This window comes from Leptolyngbya sp. 7M, from assembly GCF_018128485.1.
Map to the genome: position 1 here is coordinate 1,636,417 of NZ_CP070897.1, position 15,020 is coordinate 1,651,436.

Annotated in this window: 22 protein-coding genes; 19 read left to right on the forward strand and 3 right to left on the reverse strand. The window is 47.3% G+C overall.

Features of this window, described 5'->3' with window-relative positions; translation table 11 throughout:
* The first annotated feature begins 131 nt into the window (after window positions 1-131).
* Entirely contained in the window at window positions 132-386 is a 255-nt protein-coding gene (locus JVX88_RS07710; protein WP_211626753.1) for a hypothetical protein, read from the forward strand.
* A gap of 97 nt (window positions 387-483) precedes the next feature.
* A complete protein-coding gene (locus JVX88_RS07715) occupies window positions 484-1,806 on the forward strand; it encodes a WD40 repeat domain-containing protein (RefSeq protein WP_225931505.1) in 1,323 nt (440 codons plus the stop codon).
* An 11-nt stretch (window positions 1,807-1,817) separates the two neighbouring features.
* Here JVX88_RS07715 and JVX88_RS07720 read toward each other — a convergent pair whose 3' ends face one another.
* On the reverse strand, window positions 1,818-2,300 hold the full coding sequence (locus JVX88_RS07720; protein ID WP_211626755.1) for a cupin domain-containing protein: 483 nt from the start codon (window positions 2,298-2,300) through the stop codon (window positions 1,818-1,820).
* A 199-nt stretch (window positions 2,301-2,499) separates the two neighbouring features.
* Window positions 2,500-2,697 carry a hypothetical protein gene (locus tag JVX88_RS07725; RefSeq protein WP_211626756.1) on the reverse strand — a complete coding sequence of 66 codons (198 nt, stop codon included), beginning with the start codon at window positions 2,695-2,697 and terminating at the stop codon, window positions 2,500-2,502.
* A gap of 635 nt (window positions 2,698-3,332) precedes the next feature.
* Between JVX88_RS07725 and JVX88_RS07730 the strand changes: the two genes are divergently transcribed.
* The 9 genes from JVX88_RS07730 to JVX88_RS07770 all read left to right on the forward strand — a co-directional run bounded on the left by JVX88_RS07730 (window position 3,333) and on the right by JVX88_RS07770 (window position 7,832).
* Window positions 3,333-3,905, forward strand: a complete 573-nt coding sequence (locus JVX88_RS07730) for a dihydrofolate reductase family protein (RefSeq protein WP_211626757.1) — start codon at window positions 3,333-3,335, stop codon at window positions 3,903-3,905.
* 329 nt (window positions 3,906-4,234) lie between these two features.
* Window positions 4,235-5,206, forward strand: a complete 972-nt coding sequence (locus JVX88_RS07735; protein WP_211626758.1) for a hypothetical protein — start codon at window positions 4,235-4,237, stop codon at window positions 5,204-5,206.
* Between the two features lie 108 nt (window positions 5,207-5,314).
* Window positions 5,315-5,608, forward strand: a complete 294-nt coding sequence (locus tag JVX88_RS07740) for a DUF433 domain-containing protein (RefSeq protein WP_211626759.1) — start codon at window positions 5,315-5,317, stop codon at window positions 5,606-5,608.
* Window positions 5,605-5,949, forward strand: a complete 345-nt coding sequence (locus JVX88_RS07745) for a DUF5615 family PIN-like protein (protein WP_211626760.1) — start codon at window positions 5,605-5,607, stop codon at window positions 5,947-5,949. Before JVX88_RS07740 ends, JVX88_RS07745 begins: the two co-directional genes overlap by 4 nt.
* Before the next feature lie 290 nt (window positions 5,950-6,239).
* Entirely contained in the window at window positions 6,240-6,506 is a 267-nt protein-coding gene (locus JVX88_RS07750) for a BrnT family toxin (RefSeq protein WP_211626761.1), read from the forward strand.
* A 2-nt stretch (window positions 6,507-6,508) separates the two neighbouring features.
* Window positions 6,509-6,766 carry a BrnA antitoxin family protein gene (locus JVX88_RS07755; RefSeq protein ID WP_211626762.1) on the forward strand — a complete coding sequence of 86 codons (258 nt, stop codon included), beginning with the start codon at window positions 6,509-6,511 and terminating at the stop codon, window positions 6,764-6,766.
* 161 nt (window positions 6,767-6,927) lie between these two features.
* Window positions 6,928-7,209: a hypothetical protein gene (locus JVX88_RS07760; protein ID WP_211626763.1), complete on the forward strand. Its 282-nt coding sequence runs from the start codon at window positions 6,928-6,930 to the stop codon at window positions 7,207-7,209.
* Between the two features lie 163 nt (window positions 7,210-7,372).
* Window positions 7,373-7,597 carry a hypothetical protein gene (locus JVX88_RS07765; protein WP_211626764.1) on the forward strand — a complete coding sequence of 75 codons (225 nt, stop codon included), beginning with the start codon at window positions 7,373-7,375 and terminating at the stop codon, window positions 7,595-7,597.
* A complete protein-coding gene (locus tag JVX88_RS07770) occupies window positions 7,575-7,832 on the forward strand; it encodes a hypothetical protein (RefSeq protein ID WP_211626765.1) in 258 nt (85 codons plus the stop codon). Before JVX88_RS07765 ends, JVX88_RS07770 begins: the two co-directional genes overlap by 23 nt.
* Window positions 7,833-7,889: 57 nt before the next feature.
* Here JVX88_RS07770 and JVX88_RS07775 read toward each other — a convergent pair whose 3' ends face one another.
* Window positions 7,890-8,369: an ECF-type sigma factor gene (locus tag JVX88_RS07775; protein ID WP_211626766.1), complete on the reverse strand. Its 480-nt coding sequence runs from the start codon at window positions 8,367-8,369 to the stop codon at window positions 7,890-7,892.
* Between the two features lie 295 nt (window positions 8,370-8,664).
* On the opposite strand from JVX88_RS07775, the gene JVX88_RS07780 reads away from it, so the two are divergent.
* The 8 genes from JVX88_RS07780 to JVX88_RS07815 all read left to right on the forward strand — a co-directional run bounded on the left by JVX88_RS07780 (window position 8,665) and on the right by JVX88_RS07815 (window position 14,961).
* On the forward strand, window positions 8,665-9,471 hold the full coding sequence (locus JVX88_RS07780; RefSeq protein WP_211626767.1) for a tetratricopeptide repeat protein: 807 nt from the start codon (window positions 8,665-8,667) through the stop codon (window positions 9,469-9,471).
* 216 nt (window positions 9,472-9,687) lie between these two features.
* The gene (locus tag JVX88_RS07785; protein ID WP_211626768.1) at window positions 9,688-10,071 is read left to right on the forward strand and encodes a hypothetical protein; all 384 of its coding nucleotides are present in this window, start codon (window positions 9,688-9,690) and stop codon (window positions 10,069-10,071) included.
* Window positions 10,072-10,133: 62 nt separating this feature from the next.
* The gene (locus JVX88_RS07790; protein WP_211626769.1) at window positions 10,134-10,661 is read left to right on the forward strand and encodes a hypothetical protein; all 528 of its coding nucleotides are present in this window, start codon (window positions 10,134-10,136) and stop codon (window positions 10,659-10,661) included.
* 74 nt (window positions 10,662-10,735) lie between these two features.
* The gene (locus JVX88_RS07795; protein WP_211626770.1) at window positions 10,736-11,188 is read left to right on the forward strand and encodes a hypothetical protein; all 453 of its coding nucleotides are present in this window, start codon (window positions 10,736-10,738) and stop codon (window positions 11,186-11,188) included.
* 70 nt (window positions 11,189-11,258) lie between these two features.
* Window positions 11,259-11,909, forward strand: coding sequence for a hypothetical protein (locus tag JVX88_RS07800; protein ID WP_211626771.1), 651 nt, complete (start codon window positions 11,259-11,261; stop codon window positions 11,907-11,909).
* Entirely contained in the window at window positions 11,906-12,271 is a 366-nt protein-coding gene (locus JVX88_RS07805; RefSeq protein ID WP_211626772.1) for a hypothetical protein, read from the forward strand. Before JVX88_RS07800 ends, JVX88_RS07805 begins: the two co-directional genes overlap by 4 nt.
* 167 nt (window positions 12,272-12,438) lie before the next feature.
* Window positions 12,439-13,380 (forward strand): WG repeat-containing protein, encoded by a 942-nt coding sequence (locus JVX88_RS07810; RefSeq protein ID WP_211626773.1) that lies wholly within the window; start codon window positions 12,439-12,441, stop codon window positions 13,378-13,380.
* 354 nt (window positions 13,381-13,734) lie between these two features.
* Window positions 13,735-14,961 carry an acyl-CoA dehydrogenase family protein gene (locus JVX88_RS07815; protein WP_211626774.1) on the forward strand — a complete coding sequence of 409 codons (1,227 nt, stop codon included), beginning with the start codon at window positions 13,735-13,737 and terminating at the stop codon, window positions 14,959-14,961.
* Window positions 14,962-15,020: the final 59 nt, after the last annotated feature.

Below are 15,020 nucleotides of genomic sequence, written 5' to 3' on the forward strand. Positions count from 1 at the left end.
ACTCCAGCCGATTCTTTTAGGATGCATCGGCGAGGCTTGAGAATGTTTTGTCAGATGAAGTGGTATTTTTTTGGCAAACAATCTCTGGTTTCTTGCGAATTGTAACTAATCCCAGGATCTAGAAACATCCCATGAATCTGATCGATGCGGTTAACATTGTCGAATCATGGTTGGATTTGGAAAACGCACATCTGGTCTCACTTGGGAAAAATAACTGGCCCCTTTTCAAGGAAATGCTGATTGACGGACAAGCAAAAGGCGATCTTGTTATGGATGCTCACCTCGCCGCAATGGCAGCATCTTGTGGTGCAAGGGTTGCGAGCACGGATAGGGACTTCACACGTTTTCCTGGCTTGCGTTATGAAAATCCGATAGCAGAGCTTTGAGGAAAGCTCTGCTCATTAATTTCGCCCATTCAGTGAGACTACTCCTATTGGTTCTAGAGCTCTGAGATACGCTCGGACAACATCGATCGGCACAGGGCTGGCCTTTAGCCCCGATGGGCAGATCTTGGCCAGTGGAGGAGCCGACGGCGATCTGAAGCTGTGGAATCCCAAAACAGGTCGGTGTCTACGTTCATTAGAGGGCCACAATCAACCAATCCGCACGATTGCCTTTAGCCGCGATGGTCGCACTTTAGCCAGCGGCAGCGAAGATCGCACGGTTCGCCTCTGGAACTACCGCACCGGAGACAGTCTGCGCATTCTATCCGGGCATAGCAGTTGGGTGGCGGCGGTGGCCTTTAGCCCAGAAAACGATTGGCTCGCTAGCGGCAGTGAGGATCAGTCAGTGCGGCTATGGGACAGCCAGACGGGCCTTTGTTTGCGCACACTTCAGGGCTACAGCAATGGCGTTTGGTCAGTGGCCTTTAGCCCGGACGGTACCAGCCTCGCCAGCGGCAGCCAGGATCGGCAAATTCGCTTGTGGAATGCCCAGACCGGAACGCTGTTGGGCAGTCTAGCAGGCCATACAAGCTGGATCTGGTCGGTGACCTTTTGTCCGACCCAAACGCGACTCGCCAGTGGCAGTGAAGATCAAACCATCTGCATCTGGGATCGGCGTACTCAGCAGTTGCTGCGCAGGTTAATCGGCCATCAGGATGCGATTCTTGCGGTGCTCTATAGTCCCGACGGCACTACGCTCTGGAGCGCCAGCTTGGACGGCAGCCTCAAACAATGGGACAGTCAGACCGGTGAATGTTATCAAACTCTACAGGGTCATGCCGGCGGCGTCTGGTGTGCAGCCCTCAGCCTGGACGGAACCCTGTTGGTCAGCGGCAGTCAGGATCAGACCCTGAAGCTCTGGGATGCGGCCAGCGGTCAGTTGCGGCAAACGTTAGTCGGCCATCAGGGCTGGATCCGCAGCGTTGCTCTCAGTCCAGATGGCACTACTCTAGTCAGCGGCAGTGCGGATGGGGTGATCAAACTCTGGAACCTGAAACAGGCTGTTTGTGAACAAACAATTGCAGCTCATCAAGGCCCGGTGCTCTCCTTGGCGTTTCACCCCGATGGCCAAACTGTTGCCAGCAGCAGTACCGATACTACAATCAAACTCTGGAATTTAGACGGCACCTGCCGCCACAGTATTCCAGCTCACGACCGCTGGGTGAAATGCCTCATCTACAGCCCAGACGGCACCAAGCTGGCGAGCTGTAGCCAGGATGAAACGATTAAACTATGGCAGCAAGACCAGTTCAGCGCTACCTTCCGCATTCCCCGCCCCTATGAGGGCATGAATATTAGCAACGCAACTGGCCTCACCGTGGCGCAACAGCTTAACCTGAAATTGCTGGGAGCGGTTGAGTAGGGTTGACCCTGTTATGCATCCAGCGGACCAAACGGTTTGGCATCAGCAATATCGTAAATTTCCACGCTATCTTTCTGTCGCAGCATTCGCTTGCCTAAGTGTGGAAAGTCGGCAATTTCGACGTCTAAATTCTCTCCTCCCATCAGATACACTAGGTCTTCATCACCCGTATTCCTGAGATGGTGAGCAACTGAAGGCGTCGGAAATCCGATAAAATCTCCTGCACCCACTACAAATTCCTCTCCGTTAATTTCTGCCGTACCATAACCAGACAGAATGTAAATCCATTCTTCTTCGCAGTAATGCGAATGGTAAATAAACGATTCCTTACCGGGAGCGAGCTTCGCAAAGTTGACGCCAGTACGCTTCAGCCCTACAGTTCGTCCCAAATAGGTGCCCGAAATCTCTGATTGGGGATTCCAGGGATGCGAGAAGGTTTGCATACTGTTAGCAATTTGCTCAGCTCGCAGAATCAACGATGGTTTGTCGTTCATAATTGCATTCGGGTTGTTAACGATTAGTTCTCTCTTGATGCTAAGCGGCAACCCCCGACTCGACAACTGAACTCGACAACTGAACTCGACAACTAAAAAGGTGAGGACCATCTTGAGCGAATTGGCCGTTCAGCAACAGGTGAATGGACCCGTCGCTAGATCGATTGCTGCAACGGGTCGGTTTTCTGTTTTGTGAGTTTTACCTCACCAATACAGTCATGTACTTGCCTTCAAACGGAGCCGGAATCAGAGGCGTGAACCGGGCACGGTCGGTGGCAATCCGCTTGACGGTGAAGTCGTTCATTTGGTGGATCACCTGGTCTCGCGTGCCAATAATCCAGATTTGCACTCGGTCGTCACATGGTGTATTCAACAATTCGTTGAACTCGGTGGTCATAGTCATGTAGCCTCGCTGATGAATTTGAGAGGAAAGGCTTAAGGCAGATTGCCCTAACTACTGGGGACATCAGCAAGGCTGCTAATTGATCTTGTACAATCAACACAGCCTTACCTCCTGCCTACTACAGGAAGTTAGGTTAGCTGGTCCACGGGTGCGGTAACACTCTGGATCAGCGCCCTGAGCCTTAAGCCAGGGTTCTGATTCTCTAGGGCTGAGAAACCAGTATCGGACAGAATAGACCAAAAGCTAGCCAAATACAAGCGTATGGCAGCAAGTTGTCATCAATTGTTGAACTTGGCTGAAGATATGTTTGCTTAGTACAAAAGGAGGTTGGAGTCGAAGGATTTCACGCATTTGCTCCAGCCATTTTCTTGGCTTTCATAGCGCTTTGCATTACTTATAGCAAATGGTACAAGACCTACCTAAAAGGGAAAGGGAAAATATGCTAAAAATTTCCGGATAATCACCTGAATCAGGAGTAATATGCGGAAAAGTTTCAGTCTAATCTGCTGATATAGGCAGATATACTGAAACTTTTCTGTATATCTAGCTTATCAGGGTGATTAGGCAGAAAAATTCAGTCTAATTAGTAGTTAGGCGCTTGAAGTCACGCTTAGGAGTTGCATACAAGAATGAAAACTCAGTACTTCACAGCGACAAGTCTTGATGGCTTCATTGCTACTGAGAATGACTCACTAGATTGGCTGTTTCCACTTGGCGACCTGAATGACTCCAGCTATCCAGAGTTCATTTCAGATGTGGGTGCGTTGGCAATGGGATCAGCAACTTACGAATGGATGGTACGCAACACAGAAAAGGTTGCCGCTGAGACTGGCTCAGCGTGGCCATACACTCAGCCAAGCTGGATATTCTCTAGTCGCAAACTTCCAATAATCGAAGGTGCGAACATCCAATTCGTCAATGGAGATGTGCATCATGTCCACGCTGAAATGCGAGCTGCTGCTGGCACCAAAAATATCTGGATAGTTGGAGGCGGAGATCTGGCTGGTCAGTTCTACGATGCTGGTTTACTGGATGAGCTTATCATTCAGGTTGGCTCGGCTCCCCTCGGCAAGGGTAAGCCGCTATTCCCTCGCAGAGTGCTACACCCAGTTCTGCGCCTAGTGTCTGTTCATCAGATGGGTGCTGGCATGGTTGAGTTGCGCTATGAAGTACACAAAGGCGGTGTGGGTGGAGCAGCCTAACAATTCAAATGCAGCGGACAGCCAAAAGCCGCTGGTGCTGAGTTCGAGATTGCTTGCCGTCGCTGATTTGAGCCGTTAGCCTGCAAGTTCCTTTGAGAGGCTATCGTTTCACGGACAGTTCGTTGCAACTAAATCTATATAAATCAATGAGGCGAAGAAGAGAGGCAAGTCGGCCAAATTCTGCTGGAAGAAGTCTAGGAGGGAAAGGGTGGAGATATCTAATTCTGTTAGGTTGTCTAATAGCCGCCTTGAGCATAGGCTCTTGTCGTTCTGAAGATTTAACCAGTCTGCTGGGAAAATCACAATTAACACCACAACAGCAGCAGGATTTGACAACACGTATTGAGCGATTGATTCGTGATTACATGCCTGGGACAAAATTTACAACGAGCGATGAGGAAAAAATTCTTCTTCCAGGAGAGACAATGCCTGAACCACCTGGAGAACCTTCTATTCCATCTCCGAGAGACAATAATAAAGAACCTAGACTTATGTCTGTTCAGCCAATAGGCTTCCAATTTCCAGACTTTCTTTCACAGGGGAGGAGTGGAGCGACTAGGGCATACAAACTTTTCCCAAACTACCAGATCTTTTCTCCTTATGATTTGGAAAGGTTAGATGCTTATCTATTCCCAATTGAACAATATGTTACTCCTCTTCTACATGAGAAGTTAGAAAAAGCTGACAGAATTTGTAATAAGGTTCGTACATATAGTAATGCAGTGATGAAGAAGAGATACAACTATGATGTATGGTCTAATCTCCTAGGTGACATTGAGATTGAACTCAGCGCTTTTAAGAAGCTTCCAGTAGGAATCTCAATACCAATAAGAACGAGTCTTCTGGATGATATGGTTGCCTCTTTTGTCATACTTAATTTGATTCCCAAGGAAACCAAGTTTTTTGTCCAGGGATTTGCAGATGCTTGTAAAAGAGGAGGGAAAAATTGTTGGATAGGAAGATTAGACGACCAATATTCTAAACGCTATAAATATCAACAAGTATCAATCTATCCCTATATAGGCGCAGATCCAAACAACAACTATGAAGTAAACGGAGTTAATCGACCTGGCAATTGGGAATCTACCCCCGTCATTAGAAACACTGCAATGAATGGATGGTATAACAACTTACACTTACCTGAATTACGGGCAAGATTTTTCAAAGAAGATGTTTTAGACGAGCGTATGAAGTATTGTATTCCCAATGTTCAAGTAGATATTCTACAGGGTTGGGCATATGGATATGACGACCCCAACATGAGAAGGGTGGAAATTCGCGTAGGAGTTTATTCACCCTGACAATCTATAGAAGAGCATGATGTAGTACCGCTCTAACCTTCTGTCCCTGGTTATCCTCACTTCTTGGTAAACTAGAGGTAAAGCTGGTTCTGCTGAGTGATTGAGCTTATGTTTGCTGAAACCCTCTCACGCTATGTTACGCGCAATTCTGAGATTTTAGGTGGAGAGCCTATCATTGTAGGCTCTCGTACATCTGTTCGTGCCATTGTTAGCCTATGGCGACTGGGTGTTATGCCAGAGGAGATCTTGAGTCATTTGCCGCACTTGACTTTGGCGCAAGTATTCGATGCTTTGAGTTTCTATCTTGATCATCAAGCAGAGATTAATGACTATATTGAGCGCAACCAAGTACCCGATGAATTGGTGCATCCATCTGTAAAGGCTGTACTGGGCACGTTATGACAGTTTTTGCTGCCCTTTACACTGACGAAGATATGTCAGCTTTAGTCGCTACGCTGTTGCGATCGCGTGGTCTTGATGTCACAACTGTCCCTGAACAAGCAAGCCTTGGCAAAACCGATCGTGAACAGCTTGAATTAGCAGCTTCTTTGGGTAGATGTATTCTGACACACAATCGCGTTGATTTTGAGCGGTTGCATCTTCAGTACATAGAGGAGGGCAAACAGCACTCTGGGATTATCGTTGTACCTCAGAAAAATGCCTATGAAGTCGCACGGCGGATTGGCATTTTAGTGAGTGCATTGATGGCTGATGAAATAATGAATCAACTGCTATATGCTTAGATTCTCGTACAGTAAGGTTGTCTACAATCTGCTGTTGCCAGCAGGCTAACGCTGCGCTGCAACGGACGGAGCTAAGACATTGGTGGTGACGCCAAGATTGCCTGCCACCGTTGAGCTTTGCCGTTAGCCCTCTAGTCCTCGGTTGGGACTGTACATGAAGCTTACCTGTTAGCAGCAAAGCAAATTGCGCTCAAAGCTTTAAGGATAGCTGTTTTGGGTAATTGCAGAGCAAATAGAGGTAACAGGGCTTGCTCCTGGTAGTATGTACAGGTGTGCATACTATAATTGAGATGGCTTACCAATGGAATAGGGACAAAGCAATAGCCAATCTTCGCAAGCATGGTATTGACTTCGCTGATGCAGTATCCGTTTTCTCCGATGATCTGGCAATTACGATTCCAGACGAGCGGTTTGATGAGGAACGATTTATCACGATTGGGGTCGATGCATTTGGCAGAGTTTTGGTGGTTGTCTACACATTGCGGGACGAAGATATCCGGATTATCTCCGCTCGCAAAGCGACTCGGCAGGAACGACAGCAGTACGAAGAGGAATAGTCATGGAAGCAGAATATGATTTTAGCCAAGGGAAACGAGGAGCGATCGACCCTACACCAGCAGGCAAAACTCGGATCACGATTCGATTAGATGACGAGATTTTGGAATGGTTTCGTGAACAAGCTCATCGTACAGGTGGAGGTAATTATCAAACGATGATTAACGAAGCTTTGCGTCAGCATATTCGGCAGAGCCACGAACCTTTAGAGGAGACGTTACGCAGAGTTGTTCGTGAGGAACTTGAACGTATTGAGCGATGAGGTGCTTGCTGAGGGCTAACACTTCAAGGCAGCGGACGGTCGAAAGCTGATTGTGCTGAGTTCAAGGTTGTCTGCCGCCGCTGCTTTTTGCCGTTAGCTGGCTCCGCAACCATCCGTAACGACAGCACACAAGATATACTCTGTTGATAAGGAGAAAATAAGTGGCTAATTCTGACCAGAATTCAACCGAGGCAGCTATGAATGCATATATGAGACAGGTCGAGCAATTTAAGGAGGGTGGAGGAGAACGGTCTAATCGTGTGTTAGAAGGATTGAGAAATCAGTCTGGGTTATCTGAAGAGAGAGCAAAATTAATCGAAAATCATGTGTTTTCTAGAGAACGTAACCCATTCACCACTGATGGCAGAAGCCCTTCTTCGCAAGATGGCGGCTTCGACGCGCCTCTCGGTATTGACTGGAATGAAGGTCCTGATGGTTTTTAAGTATTCCAGCTTTCCAAATACGTTTTAGCGAGTCACGATGGTTTGATTTAATCGATTCGATGTCGAGCAAAACTGATTCAAAAAACAGCGAAGTTAGCACCGCTGACCTCTAAGCTATAATTGGCGTGCATACAAGTCTGCTCTTACTCATGTGGAGTGCCCTATGAACACCACCCGCCTAGAAGTTGAATCAGCAATCAAGCAATTGCCAGAGAGGGAGGTTCGCGATCTGGCAAAGTGGCTTCAAGCATATCTCGATGAGAGGTGGGATCGGCAAATTGAAGCAGATTTGGCATCGGGCAAATTAGATCGCCTCATCGCTCAGGCAGAAGAAGATATTGCAGCAGGCAACGTGAGGGATCTGGATGAAGTCCTTCGCGACGGCTGAATTCTGGAAAGCGTATGCTGAGCTGTCACCTGAGATGCAAGAGCAGGCGCGGAAAGCTTATCAACTTTGGCAGGAAAACTCACTTCATCCATCGTTGCATTTCAAAAAAGTTGGTAAGAACCTTTGGTCTGCCCGTATCAGTGGTGGGTATCGAGCATTAGCCCTGAAGAAGGGAGACGATTATTACTGGATCTGGATCGGTGATCACGATGAATATGAGAGTTTTTTGAATTAGCTCGTTGTGATCAGCCAGCTACATGTAATAGATGAAACTTAATCTGACAGAAGGGAGTTAGCGGACACTGACAAAGGGTGTCAGATTCAATATCTCCGCTATCTCGTCGAAGGTAAATCCGCCGAAATAGTGATATTCGACTATCTTCATCTGTCGCGGGTCATACTTTGCAAGCCGAATAAGGGCTTCGTCAAGAGCGATCAGATCGGTATTCGTATCGCCGAACTTCACCTGAAGATTTTCCGAGGTCTCGTCGAACGCGATGTGGTCGATACCATCGCCGCGTTTCTGCCGTTTGCGGCGGACCGCGTAATTTACAAGAATTCGCCGCATCATCGTCGAGGCAAGGGCGATGATCTGCTTTCGGTCGAGCCCGTCAAACGAACGCTGTTCCTGCAGCCGCAAATAGACCTCATGTACCAGATCCGTCGGCCGCAGCGTATGATGCGCCCTCTCAAACCGCAGATGATACGCCGCCAAGCGACGCAGATCTGCATAAATAGATCCGATGCCGTCACCTTGCTCGTTCAGTTGCATACAGAAAAACAAATTAATTATGACACCTATCAGTAAATCAGTAAAGTTTGTTGCGATATGTTGTAGGCACCGAGTTCAAAGCATCAGTTGGGAACGGTGTCATCTAGTAGTAGCGAATGTTTTGGCAAATATTAACCGTATAACTATCTAATTTCAAGGATTATTTTTGATCAAGATAAGTTTGGCTGGCTGCGTTCGGCGACTTTAGCCGAAGGCTTGCCTCAGATCCGGGAGCGGTTTTTCTGATTGCCCATCGGACTGTTTCCCGGGTCTTTTTTAGTACAGGAAAGATCATATGCCCACACATCGAATCACCCTAAGGATAACTTTTATTGTGATGCTTGCTGTATGCGTCAACGGTCAGCACTTAAGCGGGTCTTGCCCTCCCGTTTCGGTCCAAAGCAGTGAAGAAAAGGCTGACGCGGATCTATTCAATACCCCGGGGGTGGAATTAACAAAGAAAGGCGATGTGGAGGGAGCACTTGAAATATTTCGGGAGGCGACTGCACGTTTTCCAAATGACGCGGTCAGCTGGAATAATGTTGGCGTAATATTGAGCGCAAAGCTTGGTAAACACAAAGAATCGCTGCATTATTTCGAACGTGCTATATGTCTCGATCCAAAATTTGCATTTGCTTTTTACTCACTAGGCACCGCGTATCTAAAGCTCAGTGAATACGGCTTGTCCGAATCACATTTGGCTCAGGCAATTGAACTGCAACCCGGATATGTTGAAGCCCTAAATAACCTAGGCAGCGTATATTTGAGGACCGGAAGGTTCAAACAGGCAGAAAAGCTTTTCGAACAAATGCACAAAGAACGCCCCGATGACTTTTTTGCGGCGAATAATTTGGCTGCTGCCTTCTTCTACAACAAGAAATTCAAACAGGCCGAAAATATTTATCGAAGGTTGATCGGCGCAGAACCGGACCGGCAGGTGCTCCATTTCAACCTGGCCGCCGCATTGCTAAGACGCGGAGAGCGCAGCGAGGCGATCAGGATATATTCGTTTTTAAATAACCAATCTTCACCATTTGCCCAAGAACTTTACAACGGCCTCTTTGCGGGCAAGATCATAAACCTCAACCCGATCGACAAGTGAATAGATGAGAAGGTTCATGATGATAAGCACTTTTGGGATAGTGCCGCCGCTCGAGGTAGACACTGGGAAATTCAGTTCTCATACAAAAGATCGAGCGATATGACGAACGGACTTTGAAAAAAATCTCAAAAAGTTTGACACAAATTAGTAACCTATGTTGCGTATCTAGTCAAACCTTCTACTTTCATTCTAAATACTAAATTCGAGGAGTGCATTATGAAGCTCAAACTAATTTTCCTGACGTTTTCGGCCCTCTGCTTTTTTGCCGTTCCCTTTTCAGTTTTAGCTCAGAACAGCCAAATTTGGACACCGCCACCTAGAAAGGGAACTGTATATGTGATAGTTCAGTTTACGAAAGGCATGGGGATCACGCCGATTGACACAAATGTGAGCATTGAATGGGGAAACTGGCGAAAAAGCGGGCGCTTCAACCCTTCTGGTGGAAGAACACCGAAATCCGGTGTGGTTATTAAACTCCAGCATACCAAAGATGATTCTGTACCTATGACGGTTCGAACCGATGGTCGGATTCTGAGGATTTTTCAGGGCGATCCACCATCTGAATGGTCGAACGGGAACTGGCATACGGCGAGTTGGTAGCCGAGCGTTAAAAATGAGTGATGTCAAATGGCCTCGGGCCCCGGCCGCTTTCGAATCGAAGTATGAAACCATGCCCCGACTGCTGGATGCGCGAAACGGTTCTACCTTGGCCGGAGCCAAACGGCAATGGCAAGTGTTCTGACTGTTATGGCGAAGGATATACCGGCCCGTTTGGCAAAGACCTAGATCACAGATGCTTGAATTGTGAGGGTAGCGGGCTTTGTCCGACGTGTGACGGAGAGGGTGAGATTGAGGGCGAGCGGCCAGGCTTGTTCGACAATAGCGATGATCCCGTACATTCGACTTCGCCATTTAATTTGGGCGATGGATTGCTTGGGACAAGCAGAGGTTACGAAACAAGTGGTGAGCGAACCACTTCATCGAGCAACGGACCGGGCTGTATATCGATATTTGGACCGCCTCTAGGGATAGGGCTAATGGCCTACTCTTTCTGGTTCGCAGCTACCGGAAAGATGGGGCCGAAGTTTGACGAAGCAGCGGTATGTGCACTGGCAATTTGGAATATCCTTTGCTTCGTTTTTCTTGTTCTGCCGGGGATTCTTGCAATCTCCAAAGCTTTCCAAAGATAGATCGTTCAGGGCGTTTGGCCTGATGTCAGTTGTAGTAATTTGGCAGGCAGTCGATTAAAAATACAGGAGAATTTATGAGAATAAGCCTCATCTACTTGTTTGCGATTTTTTCAATGCTAGTTTCTTCGGGCTGTGGCTCCAAACCGCAGGTTATCACGACATCGCAACCGACGAGTTCTCAGTCGGCTCAATCATCGAGCGTCGTTTTGTCAAAAGAGAGTGTGCAGCGTGTCGTAGATAGGTTCATTTCGAATAATAAGGGAAGTGGTTGTTCGAATGAGCCTTGCAAAGCCGAAGTAACTAATGTTCGCGAGATTCCGTCTCAGAATCAGGCAGTAGCAACGGTCAATTTTACAAGCTTTGTGTTTAAGCCGGGCGATAAGCCACAAGAATATATCTATTCTGGCGAAGGGCGGGCAACATTCGACAAAGGTACTGATGGAGTTTGGTCGATGTCGCGTATGTCATTTACCAAGTACGGTTACGAACGGAGTTGGACGGAAATGAGGGGTTATGACGTTAGATAGATACAAAAGTTCTCGATTTCTCTTCTGGAAACGAGAAATTCGGATAGGAGATGGGAAACAACTTCGCTTGATGAAGGCAGGTCTTTTGGTTCTTTCAATTCCATTTGTTATTTTTGCGTCGAGCTGTGCGTCTTCAGATTCTTTTTCTAGCAAGACAATGTCACCCATCGCAAACCGATCTATTGATCTTCCTGCAAGAACCGCAAACATCAACAACGAGCCGGCAATTGAGAATTCGCATGAAGAGTCTGACCACGAATATGAACCGTCGTGGGAAGATAGGGCTTATGATTTCGTTGTAAACGAATACATGAAGCCAAGAATGGCTGAATGTGGTGATAGCTATTTCGTTTTAAGGGGAAAAACGGCTCTTTATGCTAGCAAAAAACCAATTCAGATTACGGTAAGGGGAAATATTATCCCAGCAGACGAACTGTCCGAGGCTGACAAATTGAATAATAAAATTGCTTTGCCTGAGCGATGGAAAGGACATTTTTCTGTAAAGGTTTTGGGGCCTTGGAGCAAGTATGACAATGGGTCGTGGTGGCCATGGAGGGATCATTCGGCAGACACTCAATCCGCAGGTCTAGAGTTCAAACCCGGGAAAGGTTGGCAAGTGTACGAAGGCTATTATGGGAATGAGCCTATTTATTCAATACTTGTTCCGTATAAATGTGTTGGGAATGACATAAACGTAGCTTCGATTCCAGGCGGACCGTGACATATCGCCGAGAATGGGCAGCGACGATCAACAATGTTAAGGAGTCTGAGGTTGCTAGTTTTGTTCGAATCGAGCATTTATGGGCGATAGTTGATATGGAGTGTGAGAGCGATGAGTGGTGTTCTCAACTTTTTTATGCTCTGAGGAAGAATTCGGCCGGGTTCAACGGATCTGGATACTTTTTGTCGATTCGCGAAATTGAAGAATCATTCTATGTGCTTCTAAATCGGACAAACATAATCCTTAACACTTGGCCCGATAACGATGTTCAGGGTGTTCTTGAGTTATGTTTTTCGGACTTGGCTAATTGCCTCGCGCTAGTTGATCGAGACCTTACAATCTTTAAGCGTATCGCAAACTGAGCCAAAGAAATCTATCAGTAGGGAGTTCAAAAATGAATTATCTATTCGCGCGATTATCTATACTGTTGACAATAATCACTTTTACCCTCTCATCTTGCGGATCTGGCCAAATCGAAAATGACTCAAGGTCGCTTTTCCCGGTCTATCAAAACAATAAATGTGGCTATATGGATAGAACTGGAAAATTAGTTATTCAACCCCAATTTGAAATCTGCCGAGATTTTGAAGAAGGTATAGCAAGTGTTGGCACTGGCAGCGTTGATGGTTACTTGAAGGAAGGTTTCATTGATTCGAAAGGCCAATACGTCGTTAACCCAATTTACTTTTCTACTGGACCCTTCGCAGAGGGGCTTGCTCGCGTCTGTACGGGTGACGGCAGTTCTCAGGGAATCACGATTCAAGGATGTGGTTTCGTGGATAGGAATGGAAAGCTAACCATCGAGACAAAATTTCAGGCATCTTACGATTTTTCAGATGGACTTGCAAAGGTTGATATTCGAGGTCGAGGCGAATATTGCGAATATATTGACAAGGCCGGGAGTATTGTTCTGAGCAAAAATATTGGCGGCACATGCCAAAGTTTTAAGGACGGTCTCGCACCAATAGAAGTCAATGGTAAGTGGGGTTATATGGATAAAACTGGAAATGTTGCAATAGCTCCTCAATTTGAGGGAGCGTTTCAGTTTGAAGAAGGGCTTGCCGCGGTTCGAAAAGACGCTCGCTTTGGATTTATCGACAAAACCGGGAACGTTGTGATTCCTTTTAAGTTTACCGGCGCCCGTTCTTTCTCGGATGGAATGGCCCTCGTGTATCTAGATAATGTGCCGAAGGCTGGTTTTATAGACCGGGCAGGTAACACGGTTATCGTGCCCCAATTCGACGCTGCTGAAAGCTTTAGCGAGGGATTGGCTGTGGTTAGGCTGGGAAGTAAATATGGATTCATCGACAAATCGGGGAAGGTCGTTGTGAGTCCGCAGTTTTCTAAAGCTATGTCTTTCAATGGGGGGCTAGCAGAAGTCGAGGTCGACGGAGATGGTTCATTTAAAAAGGGTAATAAGAAAGGGTATATTGATAGAATCGGTAAAATCGTGTGGCAGCCATCGAGTTAGGTGGGTATTGTGTCAGCTAAACGTACGTCATTGCAGGGAGGGTACAAATGAAGCAAAAAGAAAAACAACCAACCTCACAACCAGCATCTGCGGAGAAGTCTTGGAAATGTTGTAAGTGTCGTGTTGAGAATTATAACGATCCAGTTCAATGTAGTTATTGCGGCCATGATAGATGTGGTAGCTGCCGAGATTTGTTGGGTGCTAAATAGTAGCCGACTATCTTGTTCTAATGGCCTTCGGGACAATACGGCTTTAAGGGCCTCTTTTTGTTTGGTGAAATGGAATCTGCGGTGGCTGGGTGATACGATAAATCCGGTAAGATAAAGCTATTTATTTGAACTTGGAGAATCACCTGTGATCGATCTTGAATTAACAGAAGAACATATTGCACTGCGTAAGACCGTCAAGGAATTTTGCGACGGGGAAGTGGCGCCGTACATCAAGGAGTGGGATGAGAAGGCCCATTTTGAACGCAGCGTTTTTGACAAGATGGCCGAGATTGGTTTGCTCGGTGTTTGTATTCCGGAGCAATACGGCGGTGCAGGATTTGATTACATCTCGCTTGGGCTTGTCTGCGAAGAGCTTGAAGCTTGCGACACGTTCCTGCGTGTGGCGATGTCGGTCCACGTAGGTCTGAACAGCATGAGCCTTCTAACGTGGGGAACCGAAGAGCAAAAGCAAAAGTATCTTGTGCCGCAGGCGAAAGGCGAGAAGCTGGCGACGTTTGGTCTGACCGAGCCGAATGCAGGATCGGACGTCGTCGGAATGCGAAGTTACGCAAAGCGCGACGGCGATGACTGGATCCTCAATGGCGAAAAGATGTGGATCTCGCTCGGTGATGTTGCCGATCATTTCTTGTTCTTCTGTTGGACCGATCAGGAAAAGCAAAAGGTTCGCGACCATAGCGGCATCTCGTGCTTTATCGTTGAACGATCGATGCCCGGTTTTTCCAGCGGCACACTTCACGGAAAGCTGGGAATCAAAGCAGGGAACACAGGTTACTTCTCGCTCCAGGACGTTCGCGTACCGGCGGCGAATATGCTCGGTGAAGAAGGCGAAGGCTTTAAGATCGCGATGTTCTCGCTTGAGAATGGGCGATACACTGTTGCCGCCGGTGCGACCGGTGTGATCCGTGCTTGCCGTGATGCCTCAGTGGCTTATGCAAACACGCGAGAGGTGCAGGGCCAGACGATCGCGAATTTCCAGCTTGTAAAGCAAAAGATCGCAACGATGGAAGCCGATTATGAAATGTCGCACCTGCTTTGGCTGAAATGCGGATATCTCAAGAATATCGGGAAGCCGTCCGCAAAGGCCGCCTCAATGGCGAAATGGCAGGCGACGACACGATCCGAAAAGGCCGCTTCGATGGCGATCGAGGTTCACGGCGCGAACGGCTATACGAATGACTATCCGGTCGAGCGTTACCTGAGAAACTGTAAGGCGGCGGTCATTTACGAAGGCACCCGGGACATACATACCCTGATGCAGGCCGACTGGGCTTTGGGACTCAAGAAAGAAAAGCCAGCGAGGAGAATATTACCGCCGTATCAGCCGGCTGAAGCTAAGAGCACTTCGAACTAATGCAAAAGGCGGCCGTCAAGCCGCCTTTTTAGCGTTTACTTTCTGTTTTTTATTTTCCG

Bases quoted from the DNA above. Each gene is read 5' to 3' on its own strand.
- JVX88_RS07710 (WP_211626753.1), top strand. From the start codon at position 132: ATGAATCTGATCGATGCGGTTAACATTGTCGAATCATGGTTGGATTTG.
- JVX88_RS07720 (WP_211626755.1), bottom strand. From the start codon at position 2,300: ATGAACGACAAACCATCGTTGATTCTGCGAGCTGAGCAAATTGCTAAC.
- JVX88_RS07725 (WP_211626756.1), bottom strand. From the start codon at position 2,697: ATGACCACCGAGTTCAACGAATTGTTGAATACACCATGTGACGACCGA.
- JVX88_RS07730 (WP_211626757.1), top strand. From the start codon at position 3,333: ATGAAAACTCAGTACTTCACAGCGACAAGTCTTGATGGCTTCATTGCT.
- JVX88_RS07740 (WP_211626759.1), top strand. From the start codon at position 5,315: ATGTTTGCTGAAACCCTCTCACGCTATGTTACGCGCAATTCTGAGATT.
- JVX88_RS07745 (WP_211626760.1), top strand. From the start codon at position 5,605: ATGACAGTTTTTGCTGCCCTTTACACTGACGAAGATATGTCAGCTTTA.
- JVX88_RS07750 (WP_211626761.1), top strand. From the start codon at position 6,240: ATGGCTTACCAATGGAATAGGGACAAAGCAATAGCCAATCTTCGCAAG.
- JVX88_RS07755 (WP_211626762.1), top strand. From the start codon at position 6,509: ATGGAAGCAGAATATGATTTTAGCCAAGGGAAACGAGGAGCGATCGAC.
- JVX88_RS07765 (WP_211626764.1), top strand. From the start codon at position 7,373: ATGAACACCACCCGCCTAGAAGTTGAATCAGCAATCAAGCAATTGCCA.
- JVX88_RS07770 (WP_211626765.1), top strand. From the start codon at position 7,575: ATGAAGTCCTTCGCGACGGCTGAATTCTGGAAAGCGTATGCTGAGCTG.
- JVX88_RS07775 (WP_211626766.1), bottom strand. From the start codon at position 8,369: ATGCAACTGAACGAGCAAGGTGACGGCATCGGATCTATTTATGCAGAT.
- JVX88_RS07780 (WP_211626767.1), top strand. From the start codon at position 8,665: ATGCCCACACATCGAATCACCCTAAGGATAACTTTTATTGTGATGCTT.
- JVX88_RS07785 (WP_211626768.1), top strand. From the start codon at position 9,688: ATGAAGCTCAAACTAATTTTCCTGACGTTTTCGGCCCTCTGCTTTTTT.
- JVX88_RS07790 (WP_211626769.1), top strand. From the start codon at position 10,134: ATGAAACCATGCCCCGACTGCTGGATGCGCGAAACGGTTCTACCTTGG.
- JVX88_RS07795 (WP_211626770.1), top strand. From the start codon at position 10,736: ATGAGAATAAGCCTCATCTACTTGTTTGCGATTTTTTCAATGCTAGTT.
- JVX88_RS07800 (WP_211626771.1), top strand. From the start codon at position 11,259: ATGAAGGCAGGTCTTTTGGTTCTTTCAATTCCATTTGTTATTTTTGCG.
- JVX88_RS07810 (WP_211626773.1), top strand. From the start codon at position 12,439: ATGGATAGAACTGGAAAATTAGTTATTCAACCCCAATTTGAAATCTGC.